Source organism: Arthrobacter sp. 10L430 (assembly GCF_056395245.1).
On sequence record NZ_JBFTJD010000021.1, the window covers coordinates 1 to 22,506 of the forward strand.

Consider the following 22,506-nt stretch of genomic DNA (forward strand, 5'->3'; position numbering starts at 1 on the left):
TGGAGCACCAGGCGGGAGGCCCACGGCTCCGGCAGCCACGCGCCGTCGAGCTTTCCGTCCTGGAACAGCTTCAGCGTCTGGGCGTTCTCGGTGGGATTGATTTTGACGTCCCCGCCGCCGTCGGTGTTGGTCTTGAAACCCTGCTTGCCGAGCCAGGCGCGCAGCGCCACGTCCTGGGTGCCGCCCAGCTGCGGCGATGCCAGCGTCTTTCCCTTCAGGTCAGCGGGCGTCTTGATCCCGGGCTTGACCACCAGCTGCGCGCCGCCGGAGGCTGCCCCGGCGATGATGCTGATGGATTCGCCCTTGCTCTTGACGAACGAGTTGATGGCCGGGTTCGGGCCGATGTAGGTCGCGTCGATGGCACCGGCGTTGAGCGCCTCGATGGCCGCGGGGCCGGCGTTGAACACCTGCGTGGACAGCTTGGTGCTGCCCAGGTTGTCCTTGATAAAGCCCTCATTGACGCCCACCAGGGCCGCGGCGTGCGTGATGTTGCCGAAGTAACCGAGCTTGAGCTCACGGGCGGGCCCACTGGGGGCCGCTGACGCAGCCGACGCGTTGGAATCCCGCGATACGGCAGAGGCAACAATGGCGCCCACACTGATCAGCAGGACCAAACCAAGGGCCAGGGCAATCTCCAGGGCACGCCTGCGCTGGGGCCCCTGGCTCTCGCCGGCCTCAATGCGGGTCATGCCCGGCCTGGAACTAGTCATGAATTCACCATAGGGAGTGTCATAAACAGGGTTCAATGGGCCGGAAACGGGGGGTCACGCGCGTTCATCTAGCGTCACATTCGGACGGGGGCCAGCCTTCGCACCTGACCACCCTCCGGTGCCCGTCCTTTCGGTGGACCCAGGCTTAAGACAGATAGCTGTCGGCCGCAGCCAGAGCGTCGTCCAGGATGGCGAGGCCCGCGGCGGCGTCGGAGTCGTTCACGTTAAGGGGAGGAGCGACATTGACGCGGCTGCCCATAGTCAGCGGCAACAGACCCCGATCCAGGCACGCCTTGACGAAGGAGACCATCGGCGCGTTCGCCGCGCCAGTGGCTCCTGTCGGCACGAGCGGCTCTTTGGTCAGCCGGTCGCGGACGAGTTCGACGGTCCAGAGGCCGCCGATGCCGCGAACATCCCCGACAGACTCATGCTTCGCCGCAAGCTCACGGAGTCCTGGCCCAAGGACGTCCGCGCCGAGGCGTGCTGCTGCAGCGATGGTGCCCTCCTCGTGCATCGCGTTGATGGCGCCGACGGCTGCTGCGCAGGCGAGTAGGTGGCCGCTGTACGTCATGCCCGCGGGGTAGGGGCGTTTGGTGAACATCTCGTAGATCGCGTCGCCGACCAGCACGCCGCCCAGCGGCACGTACCCGGAGTTCACTCCCTTCGCGAACGCCATCAGGTCGGGTGCCACGCCATCGTGGTCGACGCCGAACCAGGCTCCCGTGCGGCCGAAGCCGACCATCACCTCGTCCGCGATGTAGACGATGCCGTGGCGGTCGCACAGGTTGCGGACCCCACGCAGGTAACCGGTTGGCGGCACGATGACGCCCGAGCTGCCGATCACAGATTCCAGGACCAGCCCGGCGATCGTCGAGGGGCCCTCCAGGAGGATCAGCTGCTCGAGATGGGCGAGCGCCCGCTCGGACTCTTCCTCCGGGGTCCTCGACCCGAACGCCGACCGGTACAGGAAAGGACCGAAGAAGTGGACGGCACCCGCCGCCCCGGTGTCCGAGGCCCAGCGGCGCGGGTCGCCGGTGAGGTGGATCGATGCAGCCGTTGAGCCATGGTAGGAGCGGTAGGCGGCGAGCACCTTCGGTCGTCCCGTGTAAAGGCGCGCCATTCGAACCGCATGCTCGATGGCCTCTGTTCCGCCGGTGGTGAACAGCACGTGCCCGAGGCCCTCCGGCGCGACCTCCACAATCAGCCGCGCCGCTTCGCTCCGGACGTCGGACGCGTGGCTGGGTGCAAGCGTGCACAGACGGTCGGCTTGCTCCTTGATCGCAGCGACGATTCGCGGATGTTGGTGACCGAGGTTGGTGAACACCAGTTGCGAGCTGAAATCCAGGTAGCGCCGTCCATTGGCGTCGACGACGTAGCTCCCGGAGCCACCGACAAACGTAGGCACGGCGCGCGGCCCCTGCACCGCCCAGGGGTGGAAGACCAGTTCGTCGAGATTCATGACATCCTCCGTTGCTTCAGTGCCGGAATGTTCACCCCTACTGCTTCACCTTGGCACCGCCTTGAAGCAGCGTCCAGAGCACCCCGACGGTGCAGGTTCAGTCCCCCTTGACGTTGACCAACTGCCGCAGCTTGTGCCTTACCTTGACGAGATCCGCGGAGTCGCGCATGACCTGGTCTATCGGCTTGTAGGCCGCCGGGATCTCGTCGATAAATGCCTCGGTGGCGCGGAATTCAATCCCGTGCATGGCCTCCTTCAGTTCCGCCAGGGTGAAGGTCTTGCGCGCCGCATTCCGGGAGTATTCGCGGCCGGCGCCGTGCGGCGAGGAATTCAGCGACACGGGGTTGCCCAGGCCTTCCACGACATAGGAGGCAGTACCCATGGAGCCCGGGATCAGGCCCGGGTCCCCCGCCTCCGCCTTGATGGCCCCTTTGCGCGACACCCAGACGGACTTGCCGTAATGGGTTTCCTGCGCCGTGAAGTTGTGGTGGCAGTTGATCCGTTCGCTTTCATGCACCCTGCCGCCCACCCAGGTGCCGAACTGCGTGATCACCCGGTCCATCATTTCCTCACGGTTCAGCAGGGCGAAGTGCTGGGCCCACCGCAGTTCCTTGATGTACCGGGTGAACTCGGGGGTGCCCTCCTCCAGGGAAGCCAGGTCCGGGTCCGGCAGCGTGATCCGCTTCTCTCTGCTGAACCGCTGCGCCACCCCAATATGATGCTGCGCGATCTTGTTGCCAACGCCGCGCGAGCCCGAATGCAGGAACAGCCAGACGGCGTCTGCCTCATCCACGCACACCTCGATGAAGTGGTTGCCCGAACCCAGCGAGCCGAGCTGCAACTCCCACTTGGCCACATACTGGCCGGGATCAAAACCCGCCTTGGCCGCCAGACTCCCCAGCTCAGCGACACGGGGTTCGGCAGTGGCCAGGACTTTCCGGTTGTTGTGGCCTGCGGACAGTGGAATGACACGCTCAATGTCCTCGCGCAGCCGCCTCCGGTCCCGGGGCAGTTCCTTCAGCGAGTACTGCGTCCTGACCGCGATCATGCCGCAGCCGATGTCCACTCCCACGGCAGCCGGCATGATCGCGCCCAGTGTAGGAATGACGGACCCCACCGTGGCGCCCTTGCCGAGGTGCGCGTCCGGCATCAGAGCCAAGTGCGGGTAGATGAACGGCAGCCGGGACGTGGCGAGGGCCTGCTCACGCGTCTTGTCATCCAGGATCGAGGCCCAGTTGATGAGCCTGCTATTGATAGTTTCCACGGCTTCCCCTCCGCTGGATGAAACAGGCCGGCTGCGGCCAGGATCCGGCAGGATTCGGAGAAACTATCGCCGACGGACGAGGCTGAGTCAAGGGATTCCTGCGCGCGGCCCACGTTGACCGGCCCTCGCCCGCATGAGCGGTCCTGGGGGCGGGCACGCGGGGCGGGCACAGAGAAGCCCCGGTCCGGATAATTCCGGGCCGGGGCCTCAGCCAACGCGAATCAGATGCTGTAGCGCTCGTCCTCGTGGTCTCCCGGGTGGTCGTTGACCAGTCCGGCAGCCAATGTGTTGCCGTCCAGCGGGTCGATCACCAGGAACGCACCGGTGCGGCGGTGGTGCAGGTAGTTCTCCAGCGGCAGCGGGGCGGCGAGCCGGAGCTGCGCGTGGCCGATGTCGTTGAGCTCCAGGCTGGACGCGCCCTCAAGCTTGAAGGTGGCGAGGTCCAGCTTGCCGCTGACGCTGCGGACCAGGGCCTGCACGGTTCGCGTGCCGTGCTTGACCAGCACCTTGGCACCCTCGCGGAGCGGCTTCGGGGACAGCCAGCAGAGCGCGGCGTACAGGTCAGCCGAGCTTACGCGGACGGTGCCTGCGGCGGCGATCGTGTCACCGCGGGCGACGTCGAACTCGTCGGCCAGGCGGATCGCCACGGACTGCGGCGCGACGGCTTCGTCCAGTTCGGCACCGGCGAAGTCGATGCCCGTCACCGTGGTGGTGCGGGGGTCCTGGCCGGGGGTCAGCACGCTGACCTTGTCCCCCACCCTGACCGAGCCCTCGGTGATCTGCCCGGCGTACGCGCGGTAGTCGCGGTACTTCTCCACGTCGAGTCCGCCGGCAACCGCGTCGGGTGCCAGCGCACCCTGCGGCCGGACCACCAGCTGCACCGGGAAGCGGAAACTTTCCAGGTGGCTTTCCAGCTCGTCGGCGGCGGGCAGGGTTTCGAGCACCTCGAGCAGTGCCGGGCCGGTGTACCAGGGGGTGCGCTCCGAGCGCTCCACCACGTTGTCGCCGTCGAGCGCGGAAACCGGAACCACCAGCAGGTCGGTGATGCCGTCAGCGCCGAGGCCGAGCTCGCGGCCCACCTTCTGCACGTCGGCTTCGATCTCGCGGAACACGCTTTCGCTGAAGTCCACCAGGTCGATCTTGTTCACGGCCACGATCACGTGGGCAACACGCAGCAGCTGCAGCACGGACAGGTGGCGGCGGGTCTGCTCCAGGACACCCTTGCGGGCGTCAATAAGTACGACGACGGCGTCGGCGGTGGACGCGCCGGTCACCGTGTTCTTGGTGTACTGCACGTGCCCGGGGCAGTCCGCGAGGATGAAGCTGCGGCGGTCCGTGGCGAAGTAGCGGTAGGCGACGTCGATGGTGATGCCCTGCTCGCGCTCGGCACGCAGGCCGTCGGTCAGGAGTGCCAGGTCAATGCCGCCGGCCGAGCCGCCAAAGCCACGGTCCGCGGAGGTGCGGGCAACGGCGTCGAGCTGGTCGGCGAGGATCGCCTTGGAGTCGTGGAGGAGGCGGCCCACCAGGGTGGACTTGCCGTCGTCGACCGATCCAGCGGTGGCGAAGCGGAACAGCGAGGCGTGGGCGAGGGGTGCCTCGTCAAGAAGGGCAGCCGCGCGGGCTGTATCGATTTCGGTGCTCATTAGAAATAGCCATCCTTCTTGCGGTCTTCCATGGCGGCCTCGGAGATGCGGTCATCTGCACGGGTGGCGCCACGTTCGGTGATGGTGGAGGCGGCAACTTCGATGACGACGTCGCGCACCGTGGCGGCAGCCGACTCAACGGCGCCGGTGCAGGACATGTCGCCCACGGTCCGGTAGCGGACGGTCTTGGTGATGACATCCTCATCGGGGCGGGGCTGGGACACTTCGCCCACTGCGCGCCACATGCCGTCGCGGGCAAAGACCTCGCGGTCGTGGGCGTAGTACAGGCCGGGCAGCTCGATGTTTTCGCGCTCGATGTAGCGCCACACGTCCAGCTCGGTCCAGTTGCTGATGGGGAACGCGCGGACGTGCTGGCCCACGGTGTGCCGGCCGTTGTAGAGGTTCCACAGCTCGGGGCGCTGGTTGCGGGGGTCCCACTGGCCGAATTCGTCGCGGAGGCTCAGGATGCGCTCCTTGGCGCGGGCCTTGTCCTCGTCGCGGCGGCCGCCACCGAAGACGGCGTCGAACTTGTTGGACTGGATGGCGTCCAGCAGCGGGACGGTCTGCAGCGGGTTGCGGGTGCCGTCGGCACGCTCGGCCAGTTCGCCGCGGTCGATGAACTCCTGGACGGAGCCGACAACCAGCTTCAGGCCCAGCCGCTCAACGGTGCGGTCGCGGAAGTCGATGACCTCGGGGAAGTTGTGGCCGGTGTCGACGTGCAGGACCGGGAAGGGAACTTTGCCGGGCCAGAAGGCCTTGGTGGCGAGGTGCAGCATCACCACGGAGTCCTTGCCGCCGGAGAACAGGAGCGCAGGCTTCTCGAACTCGGCGACGACTTCGCGGATGATATGGATTGCCTCGGACTCGAGGGTGTCCAGGCTGGAGAGGCGCGTGGAGGCTGCGACGTCAGTCACCTGGGTGGGCTCCTCAGTTAGGAAAGTGCTCATACGTGTAGTCCGCATTCTGTCTTGTTGGTTCCTGCCCAGCGGCCGGCGCGGGGGTCATCGCCGGGTGCCACCTTGCGGGTGCAGGGCTGGCAGCCAATCGACGGGTAGCCCTGGGAGAGGAGCGGGTTGACGGGAAGGAGGTTGTCATCGGAGTACTGGACCAGCTGGTCGAACGTCCAGGCCGCAACCGGGTTGACCTTGACCAGGCCATTGGCTTCGTCCCACGTCACCAGCGGGGTGTTGGTGCGGGTGGGGGCTTCGTCGCGGCGGACGCCGGTGAACCAGAGTTCGTAGCCGGCGAGGGTGCGGCGCAGCGGTGCGACCTTGCGCAGTGCGCAGCACTGGGCGGCGTCGCGGGCGAAGAGGTCCTTGCCCAGGAGCCGGTCCTGCTGCTCCACGGTGTTCTCCGGGAGCACGTCCACCACGTTGACGCGGAGGTTGGCGGCCACCTCGTCACGCGTGGCATAGGTTTCCGGGAAGTGGTAGCCGGTCTCGAGGAAAAGAACGTCGACGCCGGGAAGCTGGTCCGCGACAAGCGCCGGCAGAACGGCGTCGGCCATGGAGCAGGCCACGGCCACGGCGGGCAAGTCGAAGTTGCGCTCAACCCAGGCGATCACGTCGCGGGCCGGGGCGTCCCAGCCGAGCTCGGCGGCGCCGGCCTCGGCCAGAGCCTTGAGCTCCTCGTGGGTGCGGAGTGCGGTTGTCATTGCAGGTCCTCCTCGTCTGCTGCGTGGGCCCACTCGGCGAAGGTCTGGCCTTCGGCGCGCTCGGCCACGAACTTACGGACAACCCGCTCCACGTAGTCCGGCAGGTCCGCGACGTAGACCTTCAGGCCGCGGACGGTACGTCCGAGGCCGGCCTCTTCGCGGTCCGACGAAGCCAGCCCGCCGCCCAGGTGGACCTGGAAACCCGGGGAGGGGTCGCCGTCGGGCGTGGGGAGCATCATGCCCTTGAGCCCGATGTCCGCGGTCTGGATGCGGGCGCAGGAGTTGGGGCAGCCGTTGATGTGCAGGGACAAGGCATTCGGCAGCTGTCCGCTGTCTGCAAGGTCCGCGAGGCGGCGTTCCAGCTCGGCGATCGCAGTGGCTGCGGTGATCTTCGTTTCCACGATGGCCAGCTTGCAGTACTCGATGCCGGTGCAGGCAATGGTGCCGCGGCGGAAAACGGACGGCCGGGCGGAGAGGCCCAGGGCGTCGAGCTCGGCGACCAGCGGTTCCACCTCGTCCTTGGGCACGTCCAGCACAACCAGCTTCTGGTGCGGCGTGGTGCGCAGGCGGTAGGAGCCGCGGGCCTCGAGGGTGTCCGCGAGCTTCACCAGCTGCGCGCCGGAGAGGCGGCCTGCAATAGGGGTGGCGCCGATGAAGAACTTGCCGTCCTTCTGCTCGTGCACGCCCACGTGGTCGCCCGGTGTGGCCGGCTTGGGCGCGGCGGGGCCGTCGGCGAGCTTATAGCCGAGGTATTCATCCTCAAGGATCTGGCGGAACTTCTCGGGTCCCCAGTCGGCCATGAGGAACTTCAGGCGGGCCTTGGTGCGCATGCGGCGGTAGCCGTAGTCGCGGAAGATGCTGGTGACGCCGAGCCATACGTCGGCAGCCTGCTCGGGAGTGACGAACGCGCCGAGACGCTTGCCGAGCATGGGGTTGGTGGACAGTGCGCCGCCGGCCCAGAGGTCGTAGCCGATGCCGAGTTCGGGGTGCTTGACGCCCACCAGGGCGAAGTCATTGATCTCGTGCACCACGTCCTGGCTGGGGTGGCCCGTGATGGCGGTCTTGTACTTGCGCGGCAGGTTGGACAGGATCGGGTTGCCGATGAACCGCTCGCTCAGCTCGGCGATAAGCGGGGTGGGGTCGATGATCTCGTCCTTGGCGATGCCGGCCACCGGCGAACCCAGAATGACGCGGGGGACGTCGCCGCAGGCTTCCGTAGTGGACAGGCCGACGCCTTCGAGCCGGTTCCAGATCTCAGGGATGTCCTCGACCCGGATCCAGTGCAGCTGGATGTTCTGGCGGTCGGTGAGGTCCGCGGAATCGCGGGCGAACTCGACCGAGATGTTGCCGATCACGCGCAGCTGCTCGGTGGTGAGCGCGCCGCCGTCGATCCTTACGCGGAGCATGAAGTACTTGTCTTCGAGCTCGTGCGGCTCAAGCGTGGCGGTCTTGCCGCCGTCGATCCCGGGCTTGCGCTGGGTGTACAGGCCCCACCAGCGGAAGCGGCCGTGCAGGTCCTGGCCCGGGATGGAGTCGAAGCCGTCCTTGGAATAGATGGACTCGATACGCTCGCGGACGTTGAGGCCGTCGTCTTCCTGCTTCCAGGTTTCGTTGGCGTTCAGCGGCGTGGTTCCGTCAACCTTCCACTGGCCGTGAGGCTTTGCGGCGGGGCGGGAGGCACGGGCTGGGCGCGCGGGCTTGTCCGTGGCCGCTCCGGCTAGAGCTGTATCAGTCATGCATCGACTGTAGGGCCGCCCGGAAACCCGTCACAAAGGCCCCGGAAACGCTAAGTCACCTAGGGAAATATTTCGTCATGAATCGCCGAAGGGCCTTGAACAGCCCTCCCGCCTGTGCTTCGGGCTCGCGCCGGAACCAGCCCTGCGAAACCAGCCCTGCGGTCCTCAGGCCGGAACGTCAGTGCCGGGGCGTCAGGCCGGGGCGTGCTGCGCCGCAAGCGCCGCGTCGTAACGCTCCAGCGCGATCTCGGCGAGCACAGGCGACGGCAGCAGCGGCTCCGTCACCAGGTCCGCCCCGGCCTTGGCGAGCTGGTCATGGAAGAAGCCCGGCGCCAGGAGGTACGACGCAATGACCACGCGGCCACCCAGATCCACTGCCCCGGCGGACTCCCCCGCCCCGGCACCGCCCGAGGCCTCCTCGCGGAGCATGGCGACGGCGTCGGGGACTGACGGCTTGGCGGAGGCGCCGTACGCGGGCAGGATCCGGTTGGAGCGTAGCGCGCGGAGCTGGGCTGCGAGCTCCTCAACGCTGAGCGCGGCGTTGGGGTTCGAGGAGCCTGCGGCGGCGAGGACGATCGCGTCGTTCTCGGTGACGCCGGCCTCGCGGAGGCGCTGGTCCAGCAGCGCTGCCAGTCGCGGGTCCGGGCCCAGGGGCGCTGCCGCGATGCTGCCGGGCCGGCTCTTGACGGCCCGCGCGATGTCCACCTTCACGTGATAGCCCACGCTGAGCAGGAGCGGGACCACCACAGCGGAGGGGCCGGCCGATCCGCCGTCGGGGTCCTCAGGAAGTCCGGCCACCACGTCCACAAGATCGGGCTGCTGGACGTCTACATAGGCCTCACGGACGTCGAGTCCCGGGCGGAGCGCCGCGATGCCGCCGCGGAGGGCGTCGACCTCGGCGGCTCCCTGCGCGTTGGACGTCCCGTGGGCACAGGCGATCATGATCGGGCTATTCATAGGGGCTAGCGTAACGTTGGAGCCGCACTGTCCGCCCCTTGAAATAAGCCGGGACGCTCCATGACATTCCCTTTTGACATCGCCCTGGTATGGCTGGACCTGGCCGGCATCTTCTTCTTCGCCGTCTCCGGATCGCTGCTTGCGGCGCGGAAACAGTTCGACATCATCGGTTCCCTCCTCCTCGCGTCCATTGTTTCGCTCGGTGGCGGCGTGATCCGCGACATCATCCTCAACACCGGGCCGCCGGCTGCCTTCACCAACCCGGCCTACCTGGCGCCTCCTGTGCTGGCCACGGTGCTGGTGTATTTCCTGTTCTCCAGCGTCCAGCGCTTCACCTCCCTCCTGATCCTGTTCGACGCCGGCGGCCTGGCCCTGTTCTGCATCACCGGCACGCTCAAGGCACTGTCCTCCGGGATGAATCCGGTTGCGGCCGTCCTCCTCGGCGTTACGACGGCGGTGGGCGGGGGCCTGCTGCGCGACATCACCGCCAATGAGGTGCCCCAGTTGTTCGACCCCAAGGACATCTATGCCCTCCCGGCCTTCACCGGCGCCGCTCTGACCACCGTGCTCTGGGTTTCGGGGGCCTTCAATGCAGTGACCGCGTGTGCCGTGGCGGCCGTGGTGTTTGCCTTCCGCGTGGCTGCCTGGCGCCGTTCGTGGCACGCTCCGCTAGCCGTCCGGGGATGGCACCGGCTGGGGCTGGACTCGGGAAATTCTAGGGGCCGGGATTAGCTAGGATAAGAGCCATGACTGACATGTTCCTCGAGAAGTTCCGCGCGCTTGTTCCGAAGTATCTCGAAGACGAATGGCAGGAAGAGGACGGGCTTCCCGACGCGGAGCTCGACGCGGAGCTCGCCGAACATCAGTTCACCATCCCGCTGGTGCTGCGCGAGTTTTACCTGGCCCTCGGCGGGTGCGAGGACCTCATGGAGGCCTACCACTACTTCTGGGACCCCGAGGAACTCGAGGTTGACGACGAAGGCTTCCTCATGTTCCTCGAGGACGAGGAGGAAAACTTCACCTGGGGCTTCCGCATCGGCGACCTCAGTGTCCCGGATCCCATCGTGTACCGCCGCAACAACGCCCGCGGCCAGTGGAAGAGCGAGGAAGGCACCTTCTCGGAGTTCGTCTTCGACATGTTCGACTGGGCGTTCAACGACGAGGACTGAGCCTCCGCCTCCCGCGCTTCCTTCCTGAACCGCCGCCCTCCTGACCTCGAATGACGGTCTGGTGGCAACAACATGCCGTGGTACCTGCGTGTCTCCAAGGACAGACCGGCAAAGAAGGTCACGACGGCGGCACCCACTAGGGCGCGGCTGGTCACCAGCCGGGCGGGTCACCAGCCAGGGGCGAACCGGCCCAGGGCTCGGAGCCGGAGCACCGCCTGGACCTGCTCCACCATGGCCGCGGGGTGGTGCACCACATCGTCGTAGTAGTAGCGCAGGGTGAGGTGGCCGCCAAGCATTCCCACATTGTTCCTGCGATGGTCCTTCTTGACCTGCCGCGGCTCAAAATGCGAGGAGCCGTCCAGCTCCACCACGACACATTCCTCCACCAGGCAGTCCACCTCGCCCACGCCTGGCAGGCTGACATGCATCCGGACGTTGAGGCCCGCCCGGACGAAATGGGTGTGGGCCAGGATTTCCAGCACCGAATCTGCCCTCGAAATGAGCAGGTCCAACACGGCGCGGGCCCGCCCGTTCTGTTTCCGGCAAGCTTTTTCCTGAGGAAGGCTGCCGAGATCTGGCCGCTGCCAGTGGCGGACTGCACCAGCACCAGTGCATCCAGCTCCGGCAGGCATCTCAGCGCGTGGAGAAGCACGTCGGCCAGGCCGGCCACAGGATAGGCCGGATGCGGGGCATGAGCGCAGGGCGCGTGGTCAACGACGCCCGCCTTGGGAACCCCGTTCCCGCAGCTCAGGTGGAATGCTGCCGCCGGACGCAACGTCCACAGGTTGTAGAAGCGCGCTGCCGAGATGCACGTCAGCCGGGCGTTGGCGCGAAAGGCGGCCAGGACGCCGTCGTCCGCGTTGCTCGTCGCGTAAACGCCGCGAAATGGACGGTACAGCTGGCCGGCGCGGACCGCACTGTCGAGCTGGAGACGCCGGAAGCCGGCCTGCAGGAGATCACTGCGCTTGACCGCCCCGCCCCGGTGCCGGACAAATCCGAGAAGCTCCATGGAGCCATCGTGGACGAGGTCCGCGGCGCCGGCTACCGACCGGCGGCCCTATGTGGACAATCCGTGGCCGCCGCTCCCGACCTGCTTTCACGCCCGATCGACCAAGGCGCGCCACCTCGCCGGCGTGTCCCGGGCCCCCACCGTCCGAACAGGGTCACGACGGGAGCAGCAAGACCGTGACAGGCGGGTTAACAGCGGATTTGAAGTTTGTGACAAAGCTGTCATAGACTCGTTCACGGATCCACTAAATGCCTCCGGTGGATCTGATGCGAACGGAGAAACGGTCCCGGTTCCTGGCAGTGTGGCGCTGCAGGGAACCGGGGCCGTTCCGTTTAAGCCTGTGTGGCCAAGCCCTTGTAGCCAAGCCTGTGGCCGGGACTGAGCTAGCTCGCGCGGTCCACCACGGCCCGGGCGAAGCTGGTCAGCGAGTCCTTCACCACGCCCTCAGGCAGAGGGGTCAGGGCAGCAATCGCTTCGTCCGCCCAAGCCCGGGCAACAACCCACGACTCGGCGGTCACGGGGTGCTCGCGGAGGCCGGCAACAGCTTCGGCGAGTGCCTCGTCCGAGGTGAGGTCGCCGTCGATCAGGTTGAGAAGTTCGACGGCGGACTGGTCGCCGTTCGTCGCCGCGCTGCGCAGCAGCAGCACCGGGAGGGTGGGAACGCCTTCGCGCAGGTCCGTTCCCGGGGACTTGCCGGACTTCACCTTGATGCCCGTGACGTCGATGACGTCGTCGGCCAGCTGGAAGGCCACGCCCACCTTTTCGCCATACTCCACCAGGAGGTCCTCGTAGGCTTCGTCGGCACCTGCGAAGATCGCGCCGAGCTGACCGGAGGCAGCCACGAGCGAGCCGGTCTTGTCCGCAATGACCGAGAGGTAGTGCTCCACCGGGTCCTCGTCCGGGCGGGGGCCCACCGTTTCGTGCAGCTGGCCCAAGCACAGCCGTTCGAAGGTGCGGGCCTGGATTCCCAGTGCGCGCGAGCCCAGCTCGGACACCAGGATCGAGGCGCGAGCGAAGATGAGGTCGCCGGTCAGGACAGCCACCGAGTTGCCCCAGACCTCGTGTGCCGTGGGGGCGCCGCGGCGGAACGGTGCCGAGTCCATGACGTCGTCGTGGTACAGCGTGGCCAGGTGCGTCAGTTCCACCACCACCGCGGCCTGCACCACGGCTGGCAGCGAGGCGTCACCAAGGTGGGCGCAGAGCAGGGTCAGCAGGGGGCGGATGCGCTTGCCGCCGGCTTCCACGAGGTGGCGCGACGTTGCGTCAGCCAGCGGATCCGAGTTGGCGATGGCCTCGCGGAGTTTCTTCTCCACGCGCGCCAGGTTGTTGGTGATCGCAGGCCCGAGTTCGGGGTCCCCCGCAATGGCCGCGAAGCCTGCCGGCAGCTGCAGTCCGGTGGCGATGGCGGTGGTGTTGAGGCTGGGTTCGGACGTCGGCAGGCCATGCCCGGCGTGCGTCCAGCTGTGGTTCGCGGAGTTGGTCACGGGTTAACCCTAACTTTTTGTTGCGGAAACCGCTGATTTGAGGCCGGACGGCGGCTGGACAGACGAATTGGACGTGGCCGGGACCAGCAGCTCCAGTACCCGGATCACCCGGTCCTCGAAGCCCTTGGCGGACGGGTCGGTCAGGTTGGCCAGCAGCCGGACCACAAAGCGCATCAGCACGGGCAAGGGCATCCCGGTCCGCAGGGCGAGCTTCATCACCGCGGGCTTGCCGATCAGCGCGGCAAATGCGCGCCCCAGCGTGAAGTGCGATCCCCACTTTTCCCGCACATAGTCCGCATACCCCGCGAGGCGGGCATCGGCGTCGGACGCGTTCCAGCCGCCGGAAGCGGGCCGGCTGGAAGCCAACCGAGACGCGTCGATGATGAACTCGGCCGCGAAGCGGGCGGACTCCATGGCGTAGGAGATGCCCTCGCCGTTGAACGGGGACACCATGCCGCCGGCGTCGCCGAGCAGCAGCAGGCCGGGCGAGTAGTGCGGCGTGCGGTTAAAGCCCATGGGCAGCGCGGCGCCGCGGATCTCGCCCACCTGGTTTTCAGGCGTGAAGCCCCACTCGGCGGGCATGCCGGCAGTCCACTCGCGGAGCACCTGCTTGTAATCGAGCTTGCCGAATTCCTTGGACGAGTTGAGGATGCCGAGGCCCACGTTGGAGGTGCCGTCCCCCACGCCGAACACCCAGCCATAGCCGGGCAGGAGCTTGCCGTCGCGGCTGGGAAGCTCCAGCCAGCCCTCCATCCAGTCGTCGTCGTGGCGCGGCGAAGTGAAGTAGGTGCGCACCGCGACTCCGAGCGGGCGGTCGTCGCGCTTTTGGATGCCGAGCGACACGGCGGTGCGGGTGGAGTTGCCGTCCGCGGCGAGGACGACGTCGGCGGTAAAGTCGCGCGTCTCCCCCGTCTTGCGCCCGGACTCGTCCAAGAGCGCTGCGCGGACGCCGCTGACGCGGCCTTCCTCGCTGCGGAGCGCTTCGGTGACGCTGTGGCGTTCGAGCACGACGGCGCCCGCGGCCTGCGCGTGCCGGGCCAGTTCCTCGTCGAAACCGAGGCGGGTGCGGATCAGGCCATACTGCGGAAAGTCGGACACCTCGGGCCAGGGAAGTTCGATGGAGCGGCCGCCGGCGAGGAGGCGCAGGCCCTTGTTGCGGCGCCAGCCGTCCTCTTCTGGGTGCGGCAGGCCGAGCTTCTGGATCTCCCGGACGGCCCGCGGTGTGAGGCCATCGCCACACACCTTTTCCCGCGGGAAGCTGGTTTTTTCGAGGACCGTGACATCCACGCCGGCCTTGGCGAGGTAATACGCAGCGGTGGATCCGGCCGGGCCTGCGCCGACAATCAGTACGTTCACGGTGTCAACGGGCGCCGCGCGGGATGTTGCGGCGCAGCTTGGCCACCGGCCCGGTGTGGGCGGCGATTGCGGCAGCCCCGCCGTCGGCCAGCGGCTTGTGCGCGCGGTGCACGGCCACGATTCCGCCGCTGAGGTTGCGGTAGGTCACGTCTTCCCAACCGGATTCCTGCAGCCACGCGGCGAGGTGGTCCTGGTCCGGCCAGGCGCGGATGGATTCAGCGAGGTACACGTAGGCATCCGGGTTGGAGGAGACCTTGACAGCGATGGCAGGCAGCGCACGCATGAGGTATTCGGTGTACATCGTGCGCCACAGCGGCACCACCGGCTGGGAGAACTCGGCGATGACCACCTTGCCGCCGGGCTTGGTCACCCGGAGCATCTCGGCCAGGGCCTTCTTAGGCTCGTTGACGTTGCGCAGGCCGAAGGAGATGGTGCTGGCGTCGAAGGTGTTGTCCGCGAACGGCAGGTTGGTAGCGTCACCGGCGATGAAATCGATGTCCGGGCGGCGGCGCTTGCCCACCTTGAGCATCCCGAGGGAGAAATCGCAGGCCACCACATCTATGCCTGCATCGGCATATGGCTCGCTGGACGTGCCTGTTCCGGCGGCCAGGTCCAGCACGCGCTGGCCTGCCCTCACATCCATGGCTTCCACCACGACCTTGCGCCAGCGGCGGGTCTGCCCCATCGAGAGGACATCGTTGACGACGTCGTACTTAGGTGCGACGTCGTCAAACATCGTGGCTACTTCGTCCGGACGCTTATCCAAGGATGCTCGGTTCACCCTGACAATCTACCTGAATCTACCGTTTTGTATTTGCCGCCACGGGTAGGAACAGGCAGCTTCAAGTACCGGAGAGTACTGTTGATCCATCATGACCAGAACGCTCCGCACCTTGACAGTCCCTTTGGATGGAGAATCGACTCCCGGGGGGCTGCCGTCGTATCTGGTGCGGGACGATGTCCTCTGCTGGACCCGCCGCGAAGCCGGCCTCGTGGGCTTCGGCGAGGTGGCACGGTTCACGGCCACCGGCCCGGAGCGCTTCCTGGAGGCTGACATCTGGTGGCGGCACCTCGTCATCGAGGCGGACATCACCGACCACGTCGAATGCCCGGGCACCGGCCCGGTGGCCTTCGGCTCGTTCGCGTTCTCCAAGGTTTCTGCCCATGAGTCGCGGCTGATCGTGCCGGAGATCGTGGTGGGCCTCCGTGACGGCCGCACCTGGCTCACCCAGATAAGGGCCGACGACGGCGAACTCACCGAAGAGGGCGCCCTCGCCGCATTGAACGGGTGGCTGGAGGCGTCCGAGCCCGCCGCCCCTGGTTCCGCCGCTCCTGGTTCGGCTGCTCAGACTCCCTCCCGAGGTACCCCCGCCGCCTCCCGCGGCGACGTGCCCGCGGAGGCAGGGACCGCCGTCGGGCTTTCAGAGACTGCCACCCTGCAGACCGGTTCGCTGAGCGAAGCGGACTGGATGACCGCGGTGGCCGCCGGGGTGGCCGAAATCCGCACCGGCCGGCTGGAGAAACTGGTCCTTGCCCGGGACGTCGTCGCCACAGTCCCGGACGGCGTTAACGCCGCGGAAGTGCTCCGCCAGCTCGCCGTGCGGTACCGCGAATGCTGGACCTACGGTGTGGACGGACTGGTGGGTGCCACGCCCGAAATGCTGATCCAGGTGGAAGGCCGCACAGCGCAGGCCCGCGTCCTGGCGGGAACCTTGGACCGCCGCGACGCTGTCGGCGAGGCCGGGCTCCCGCTGGACTATGCCGAGCGCGTGCTGGCTGGCTCCGAAAAGCAGCGGCACGAGCACGAGATCGCGATCCAGTCACTGACCACGCAGCTGGCGCCATTCTCGGAAGCGATGAACGCGCACAGCGAACCGTTCATCCTGGAGCTCCCGAACGTCTGGCATCTGGCGTCGGACGTCAAGGCGGAGCTCACCGAGGTGGAGGGGCACGTCCCCACGTGCCTCGCCCTGATCAACGCGCTTCACCCCACGGCGGCGGTGTGCGGCACGCCAACGCAGGTGGCCGGTGCCCTGATCCGCAAACTCGAACACCTGGACCGCGGGCCCTACGCCGGGCCTGTGGGGTGGCTCGATGCCGCGGGGAACGGCGAATGGGGCATCGCCCTGCGCGGAGCCGTCATCGAATCGCCGAACACCGTCCGGTTATATGCCGGCTGCGGAATAGTCGAGGGATCGCATCCCGAGGCCGAGCTGGCGGAGACGTGGGCGAAGTTCCGTCCGATGCTGGAATCGCTGGGCATCAGCAGCTAGGGCTACCGGCAACGCCAGGGTGGGGCTGGGCTATACGGGCGGGGTGGCGTAGATTGACAGAGTCCGGGATTCCAGACACATGACCGTGCGAGGGTCTTGAAATCCGGTGTGGTTTAGTTGTCCAATGGTGAAACTAAGTTTTCTGTGATGCACATCTCTTATTCAGAGATACACTATGAACCGCTTTAGACCCGCATACTCCTGCAACAAAAGGTAAGAAACATGCAGCTCAAGTCCCTTGCCACGGCCAAGCTCAGCGCCAAGGCCGCCGCAATCCTCGCTGTCGGGGCCCTGAGCCTCACCGCATGCGGCGGGGGCGGCTCGACTCCCGCGGCAAGCAGCAGCACTGGCAGCGTTCAGCTCATCAACGCCGGCAAGCTCACTGTCTGCTCGGACATTCCCTACGAGCCGTTCGAATTCCAGAAGGACGGCAAGAACGTCGGCTTCGACATGGACATCGCGGCCGAGCTCGCCACGGATATGAAGGCCGAGCTCAACGTGGTGGACAGCTCCTTCGAGGCTATCGAAACCGGGACGGCCCTGACCCAGTGCGACGTCTCGATCTCCTCCATCTCCATCACGGAGACCCGCAAGTCCGTCATGGACTTCTCCAACCCGTACCTGAACGATGACCTGACCCTGGTTGCCACCGAGGCCTCCGGCATCACCAACATCGACAGCGCCAAGGGCAAGAAGGTGGGCGTCCAGCAGGCCACCACCGGTGCGCAGTACGCCAAGGACAAGGGCCTCGACGCGCAGCAGTTCGAGGACACCGGACTCCTGGTCCAGGCCCTCAAGGCAGGCACCATCGACGCCGCGCTCGGCAACCAGTCGGTTCTCGGCTATGCCATCAAGGACGATGCCAAGATCAAGCGCGTCGAAAACTACGCCACCGGTGAGAAGCTCGGCATCGCCATCAAGAAGGGCAACACCGCCATGGCTGATCAGGTCAACTCGACCCTCAAGCGCCTGACCGACGGCGGCTCCTTGAAGAAGTACGAGACCACCTGGTTCGGCGAAGCAGCCAAGTAAGCCAGCGCTTCGGCCTGAGACCTACGCAGCCGGGGCCCCGTTCAGGATCTGCTCAGCAGTCCGTGCGGGGCCTCAACTGCGCAAAACGAATGTGAGCACACCATGGCAATGACCGCACGTCAACGAGCCAAAGTCAGTCTGTACATCCAAGCCGGAATCTTCGTCGTGGCTGTGGCCGCACTGATTCTGGCAACGGACTGGAAGACCGTCGGCAACAGCGTCTTCAACTTCGGCAAGATCGGCCCGATGTTCCCCGGAATCATCCTCGTCGGCCTGAAGAACACCCTGATCTACACCGCGCTGGCGTTTGTCGTCGGCCTGTCCGGCGGCCTCCTGCTGGCACTCATGAAGCTGTCCACCTTCCCGCTGTACCGCTGGATTGCCACCGGCTACATCGAATTCTTCCGCGGCGTGCCGGCGCTGCTGGTGTTCATTGCGTTCGGCTACGGCGTGCCACTGGCCTTCGGCGTTTCATGGGATGTCAACATCGTGGTGATGGTTTCCCTCGGCATGGTGGCCTCCGCCTACATCGCCGAGACCCTGCGCGCCGGCCTGCAGGCCGTTCCGAAGGGACAGATGGAAGCCGCACGGTCGCTCGGCATGCCGATGTGGCGGGCCATGGTCACCATCGTGATCCCGCAGGCCTTCCGGATTGTGCTGCCGCCGCTGACCAACGAGGTCATCCTGCTGACCAAGGACTCCTCGCTGATCTACGTGCTGGGCCTGACCGCATCGCAGTACGAGCTCACCAAGTTCGGCCGTGACGGCATCTCCAGCCTCGGCGCGGGCCTCACGCCACTTCTGGTGGCCGGTGCGTTCTACCTGGTGATCACCATCCCGCTGAGCCTCCTGGCCCGAAAGTTCGAAAGCCGCTCCGCGCGGACTAAGCGATAGGCAGAGAAGTCATGAACGACGTCGTAATTCCCTCCCGCAACCACACCGGGTCTGTCCATGCCGCGGGGGTCTCCATCAAGGACCTGCGCAAGTCCTACGGCTCCAACGAGGTCCTCAAGGGCATCAGCCTGGACGTTGCCCCGGGCGAGGTTGTCTGCCTGATCGGCCCGTCCGGCTCGGGCAAGTCCACGCTGCTGCGCTGTGTCAACCTTCTGGAGCAGCCGAACGAGGGCACCATCCACGTGGGCGGCTTCGAGGCCACCGACCTGGACGTGGACATCGACAAGATGCGCCGCAAAGTGGGCATGGTGTTCCAGCAGTTCAACCTGTTCCCGCACCTGAATGCGCTGCGCAACTGCACCGTGGCGCAGACCAAGGTGCTCAAGCGCTCCCAGGCCGAGGCCGACAACGTGGCCCAGGCCAACCTTGACCGCGTGGGGTTGGGGCACCTCGCCGACCGCTTCCCGGACCAGCTGTCCGGCGGCCAGCAGCAGCGCGTGGCCATTGCCCGGGCGCTGAGCATGGACCCCGAGCTGATGCTTTTCGATGAACCCACCTCCGCTCTGGACCCCGAGACCGTGGGCGATGTCCTCTCTGTCATGCGGAATTTGGCCAAGGAAGGCATGACGATGCTCGTGGTCACGCACGAGATGGGATTCGCCCGGGAAGTCGCCGACCGCGTGGTCTTCATGGACGGCGGCGTGGTGGTGGAGGAAGGCGTGGCCGAGCACGTCATCAGCTCGCCCACGCAGGGCCGCACCAAGGAATTCCTCAAGCGTGTGCTGGACCCGACGCACATCGAGATCGCAGAGTAGGCTTCGCCGCTGCGCTTCTCGCTTGACGCTGCGCAAATGCCCTGACGCTACTGGAATTCCGGTAGCGCCGGGGCATTTGCGTGTCACGGGGGAATTTGCGCATCCGCTGAACGGGCACGACGACGGGGCACGCCGGCCGTCGCCAGCTTCCGTTCCAGTCGCGCGGCGGTCATTAGGTCCGACCAGATCCACCGGACCACGGCACGACCGGTCGCCCGGATCCGGTCCTCCCTGTACTTTTCAGCGACCACGGCTTGGGACGGGCTCCGGCCTTGGAGGTACTCCGGCTTCAGGTACTTGTCGACGCCGTCGAACTCGCCGGCAACCCGGACGCCGCGCCAGTAGTAATCTGCGTAACCAACGAGTCCATCCGCATCACGGACCTCGTACTGCAGGACCGGTGGCTCAAAGCCCTTAACGCTCATGAGGGCACGGCTGTACGACTCTCCCGCTGAACCAGAAAGCGGATCCGCAAAATCAACGGCCGTCGCGATCCTGCGGGCGGCCGCGGACGTGTAGTTTCCAGCGATACCAGCCAAAAGCGCTTCCTTGGACAGAGCCGGTAGCCCCTTCCCCCTGTCCGGCCTGAGCACGTGGTCCAGCGGAACGATGGCCTCGGCAAAGGACGTGAACGCCGCGAGATCCAGCACGGTGCGCACCCGTCCGGTGACCAACAGTCCCTCGCGCCGGACCGCCGTCAGGCCAGCCGGATCCGCGTAGTGCCGGCGGACACCGGCACGGGACCGGCCGCCGTCGTTCTGGAGAGTCAGGGCATGCACCACTTCCTGGCGGCCAACCGTGGGGATGCCCCAGACGCTGGCTGCGGAATGGCGGGCAAACACCGTGGGTGAACCGCAGGTTTCCGCGGCGGCACTCACCCGTAGCCGGTATTGCTCCCAGGGTTTGAGGGCATGCCAGGCGACCCCATCCACGTACACGCCGTGCCGGATTCTGACCAGCGTACCGGCACTGGAGCGCCGCGCGAGGTCCTTGGGTGTCAGCCCCTGCTGTATGTGATCGCGGGCGAGAATCAGCCGCGGTAGTTCGGTCATGGATGGAACAATCGCAGCTTTGGGCAGCGCCGAACAGCGGCAGTCGGGGCTATGTGGAAATCCGGCCGACGCCCTTTGACGACGCGCACCTTGCTCCGCGACGCGCACATTGCCCCGCGCCCATGGAATTCCCGTAGCGTCAGGTATTTTCCGCGTCGAGAGGCGGAAAGCTAGTCCGCGAGCACGCCCGCCACGGCCGCGCTCACTGCCGCCTTGATCCGTGCGTGCAGGGCCCGGAGGTCGTGCCGGTCAGTGCGCACCTCAATAATGGTGCGCCCGGCGAAGGGTGCGGCAAGCGCTTCGGCGAGTCCCGCCGTCGTACTCACCGCGCAGTGCCCGACGCCGTACGCTGCGGCGAGTGCCGCAATGTCCACTGAGTGGGGGGTGCCGAAGAGGCGTTCGACGGCGTCTCCGTAGCCGCCTGCCTCGGCCACCGCGCCGTGCTCCAGGAGGCTGAAGATGGCGCCGCCGGAGTCGTTGAGCACCACGATGCGCAGGTCGGGCTGAGCTTCGCCGGCGCCGAGGAGGAGTCCGCCGGCGTCGTGCAGGAAGGTGACGTCGCCCAGCAGCAGGGTGGTTTCCTGGTGGCCGCCGAGCGCGATGCCGGTGGCGGTGGAGATGGTGCCGTCGATTCCGGCGAGGCCGCGGTTGGCGAAGACGGTGGCCGATGGTCCGGGGGCGGGCTGGCCGGCGAGGTCGACGTCGCGGATGCCGTTGGACGAGCCGAGGACCAGTTGGCCCCGCGAGTGCTGCCAGACGAGGGCGCCGACGGACGGCCCGGTCGCCGCTTCGGCGTCGGCGAGTATGCCGTCTATGGCATGCTGGGCAGCGGCCCCCGCAAGCAGCCAGGCGTCGAGCCACGCCGAGGAACCGCGGCCCGCGAACTCCGCCAGTTCGGTCAGGCTTGTGATCGGGGTTTCGCGGCGGCGGCCCGGCTCGTGCCAGGCCACCGGGACGGGCTCGTACAGGGCGGCGGGGATGTCTGCCCGGGCCAGCAGTGCCGAGACGGGCCTGGAAAGTGTGGGACGTCCGAACACCACCGCGCGTTCGACCGGCTGCGCCGCCTCGGGGCCGAAGTGCTCCAGCAGCAGCCGGTACGGGCCCACAGCGTTCGGTCCGAACCGCGAGTTGGAGGACGGCTCGGCCAGCAGAGGAAGGCCGTGCGCGCGGGCGAACGCCTCGGCGACCGGCCCGGCGTCGTGCCCTGCGAGCACTACGGTGCGGCACTCGGGCAGATCTGACGTTGTATGCGTCAGGGTCATGGTGAGCGGCTCGGTGCCGATCCGGAACGTGCCGTGTCCGCGCTGTTCGGGCAGCCGCTCCCCCGCCTCCGGGACCAGCGGATCGCGGAACGCAAGGTTGAGCTGCACGGGCCCGGGCGGCGAGTCCTCGAAGGCCCCCGTGGCGGCGGCGAGGGCTGTGTCCACGGCGCGCTGGGGGCTGTCGCCGGCTGGGACGTCGACGGCGAAGCGCACGTGCTCGCCGAAAAGGTCCAGTTGGACGGTGGTCTGGTTTGCGCCGGTGCCGCGCAGCTCCTCCGGCCTGTCGGCCGAGAGCACGACGAGCGGCACAGCGGCGTGGTTGGCTTCCATGACCGCAGGCAGGAGATTCCCGACGGCGGTCCCTGAGGTGGTCAGGACAGCCACCGGAGCGCCGGTGGCCAGGGCAAGGCCCAGGGCGGTGAAGCCGGCGGAACGCTCGTCGATCCGGACCAGCAGGTCCACCTTGCCCGCCGCCGACGCTTCCGCCAGCGCGTACGCCATGGGGGCCGACCGCGAACCCGGTGCGACCACCACGTACCTGACACCGCCGTCGAGCAGCGCGGCGACCGTGATTCTGGCCGCGGCCATCGATGTCAGACGGCTTTGGGGTCCGGCCAGCGGGGTGGAGTGCGTCTCGCTGCCCGGGCCGGCGGGCGGGGTGGAGTGCGCTGGAATGCTGACGCTGCCCGCACGGGCCTGCCTCGTAGGTGCCGGGCTGCCGGCGACGGGCCCTGTGG

At 67.2% G+C, this 22,506-nt stretch carries 19 protein-coding genes and 2 pseudogenes; 6 read left to right on the plus strand and 15 right to left on the minus strand.

Annotation, left to right across the window (positions count from 1 at the left end):
* The 8 genes and pseudogenes from AC1DDG_RS16345 to AC1DDG_RS16380 form a co-directional block, all read right to left on the minus strand.
* Nucleotides 1-689 (minus strand): ABC transporter substrate-binding protein (locus AC1DDG_RS16345; protein ID WP_476876911.1); only part of this gene is annotated, 689 nt, incomplete at its 3' end.
* A gap of 166 nt (nucleotides 690-855) precedes the next feature.
* Nucleotides 856-2,178: pseudogene (locus AC1DDG_RS16350) on the minus strand (aminotransferase class III-fold pyridoxal phosphate-dependent enzyme); the annotation flags it as partial.
* An 88-nt stretch (nucleotides 2,179-2,266) separates the two neighbouring features.
* Nucleotides 2,267-3,433, minus strand: coding sequence for an RtcB family protein (locus AC1DDG_RS16355; protein ID WP_476876850.1), 1,167 nt, complete (start codon nucleotides 3,431-3,433; stop codon nucleotides 2,267-2,269).
* 221 nt (nucleotides 3,434-3,654) lie between these two features.
* A complete protein-coding gene (locus tag AC1DDG_RS16360; RefSeq protein WP_476876851.1) occupies nucleotides 3,655-5,076 on the minus strand; it encodes a sulfate adenylyltransferase subunit 1 in 1,422 nt (473 codons plus the stop codon).
* Nucleotides 5,076-6,023 (minus strand): sulfate adenylyltransferase subunit CysD, encoded by a 948-nt coding sequence (gene cysD / locus AC1DDG_RS16365; RefSeq protein ID WP_476876852.1) that lies wholly within the window; start codon nucleotides 6,021-6,023, stop codon nucleotides 5,076-5,078. The genes AC1DDG_RS16360 and cysD overlap by 1 nt, the downstream gene beginning before the upstream one ends.
* Nucleotides 6,020-6,730, minus strand: a complete 711-nt coding sequence (locus tag AC1DDG_RS16370) for a phosphoadenylyl-sulfate reductase (protein ID WP_476876853.1) — start codon at nucleotides 6,728-6,730, stop codon at nucleotides 6,020-6,022. Before AC1DDG_RS16370 ends, cysD begins: the two co-directional genes overlap by 4 nt.
* On the minus strand, nucleotides 6,727-8,466 hold the full coding sequence (locus AC1DDG_RS16375; RefSeq protein ID WP_476876854.1) for a nitrite/sulfite reductase: 1,740 nt from the start codon (nucleotides 8,464-8,466) through the stop codon (nucleotides 6,727-6,729). The genes AC1DDG_RS16370 and AC1DDG_RS16375 overlap by 4 nt, the downstream gene beginning before the upstream one ends.
* A 192-nt stretch (nucleotides 8,467-8,658) precedes the next feature.
* Nucleotides 8,659-9,423 carry a sirohydrochlorin chelatase gene (locus tag AC1DDG_RS16380; RefSeq protein ID WP_476876855.1) on the minus strand — a complete coding sequence of 255 codons (765 nt, stop codon included), beginning with the start codon at nucleotides 9,421-9,423 and terminating at the stop codon, nucleotides 8,659-8,661.
* A gap of 60 nt (nucleotides 9,424-9,483) precedes the next feature.
* Between AC1DDG_RS16380 and AC1DDG_RS16385 the strand changes: the two genes are divergently transcribed.
* Together AC1DDG_RS16385 and AC1DDG_RS16390 are read left to right on the plus strand one after the other, a co-directional pair.
* Entirely contained in the window at nucleotides 9,484-10,155 is a 672-nt protein-coding gene (locus AC1DDG_RS16385; RefSeq protein ID WP_230121221.1) for a trimeric intracellular cation channel family protein, read from the plus strand.
* Nucleotides 10,156-10,169: 14 nt separating this feature from the next.
* On the plus strand, nucleotides 10,170-10,592 hold the full coding sequence (locus AC1DDG_RS16390) for a hypothetical protein (RefSeq protein ID WP_230121220.1): 423 nt from the start codon (nucleotides 10,170-10,172) through the stop codon (nucleotides 10,590-10,592).
* A gap of 167 nt (nucleotides 10,593-10,759) precedes the next feature.
* On the opposite strand, the gene AC1DDG_RS16395 is transcribed toward AC1DDG_RS16390, so the two are convergent.
* From AC1DDG_RS16395 to AC1DDG_RS16415, 5 genes and pseudogenes are all read right to left on the minus strand, one after another.
* Nucleotides 10,760-11,107, minus strand: a complete 348-nt coding sequence (locus AC1DDG_RS16395; RefSeq protein WP_476876856.1) for an endonuclease domain-containing protein — start codon at nucleotides 11,105-11,107, stop codon at nucleotides 10,760-10,762.
* Between the two features lie 410 nt (nucleotides 11,108-11,517).
* Nucleotides 11,518-11,601, minus strand: a pseudogene (locus AC1DDG_RS16400) (hypothetical protein); the annotation flags it as partial.
* 383 nt (nucleotides 11,602-11,984) lie between these two features.
* Nucleotides 11,985-13,085: a polyprenyl synthetase family protein gene (locus AC1DDG_RS16405; protein ID WP_476876857.1), complete on the minus strand. Its 1,101-nt coding sequence runs from the start codon at nucleotides 13,083-13,085 to the stop codon at nucleotides 11,985-11,987.
* A 9-nt stretch (nucleotides 13,086-13,094) separates the two neighbouring features.
* Nucleotides 13,095-14,441 carry a geranylgeranyl reductase family protein gene (locus tag AC1DDG_RS16410; protein WP_476876858.1) on the minus strand — a complete coding sequence of 449 codons (1,347 nt, stop codon included), beginning with the start codon at nucleotides 14,439-14,441 and terminating at the stop codon, nucleotides 13,095-13,097.
* Between the two features lie 4 nt (nucleotides 14,442-14,445).
* On the minus strand, nucleotides 14,446-15,222 hold the full coding sequence (locus tag AC1DDG_RS16415; RefSeq protein WP_476876859.1) for a demethylmenaquinone methyltransferase: 777 nt from the start codon (nucleotides 15,220-15,222) through the stop codon (nucleotides 14,446-14,448).
* 91 nt (nucleotides 15,223-15,313) lie between these two features.
* Here AC1DDG_RS16415 and AC1DDG_RS16420 point away from each other — a divergent pair, with 91 nt between their 5' ends.
* The 4 genes from AC1DDG_RS16420 (at nucleotide 15,314) to AC1DDG_RS16435 (ending at nucleotide 19,455) form a co-directional block, all read left to right on the plus strand.
* Nucleotides 15,314-16,714: an isochorismate synthase gene (locus AC1DDG_RS16420; RefSeq protein ID WP_476876860.1), complete on the plus strand. Its 1,401-nt coding sequence runs from the start codon at nucleotides 15,314-15,316 to the stop codon at nucleotides 16,712-16,714.
* A gap of 222 nt (nucleotides 16,715-16,936) precedes the next feature.
* A complete protein-coding gene (locus AC1DDG_RS16425; RefSeq protein ID WP_476876861.1) occupies nucleotides 16,937-17,746 on the plus strand; it encodes an ABC transporter substrate-binding protein in 810 nt (269 codons plus the stop codon).
* 102 nt (nucleotides 17,747-17,848) lie between these two features.
* Nucleotides 17,849-18,640: an amino acid ABC transporter permease gene (locus tag AC1DDG_RS16430; protein WP_230121213.1), complete on the plus strand. Its 792-nt coding sequence runs from the start codon at nucleotides 17,849-17,851 to the stop codon at nucleotides 18,638-18,640.
* An 11-nt stretch (nucleotides 18,641-18,651) separates the two neighbouring features.
* Entirely contained in the window at nucleotides 18,652-19,455 is an 804-nt protein-coding gene (locus tag AC1DDG_RS16435; protein WP_230121212.1) for an amino acid ABC transporter ATP-binding protein, read from the plus strand.
* An 83-nt stretch (nucleotides 19,456-19,538) separates the two neighbouring features.
* On the opposite strand, the gene AC1DDG_RS16440 is transcribed toward AC1DDG_RS16435, so the two are convergent.
* On the minus strand, nucleotides 19,539-20,507 hold the full coding sequence (locus AC1DDG_RS16440; protein ID WP_476876862.1) for a hypothetical protein: 969 nt from the start codon (nucleotides 20,505-20,507) through the stop codon (nucleotides 19,539-19,541).
* A 170-nt stretch (nucleotides 20,508-20,677) separates the two neighbouring features.
* A complete protein-coding gene (gene menD / locus AC1DDG_RS16445; protein ID WP_476876912.1) occupies nucleotides 20,678-22,357 on the minus strand; it encodes a 2-succinyl-5-enolpyruvyl-6-hydroxy-3-cyclohexene-1-carboxylic-acid synthase in 1,680 nt (559 codons plus the stop codon).
* Between the last annotated feature and the right edge of the window lie 149 nt (nucleotides 22,358-22,506).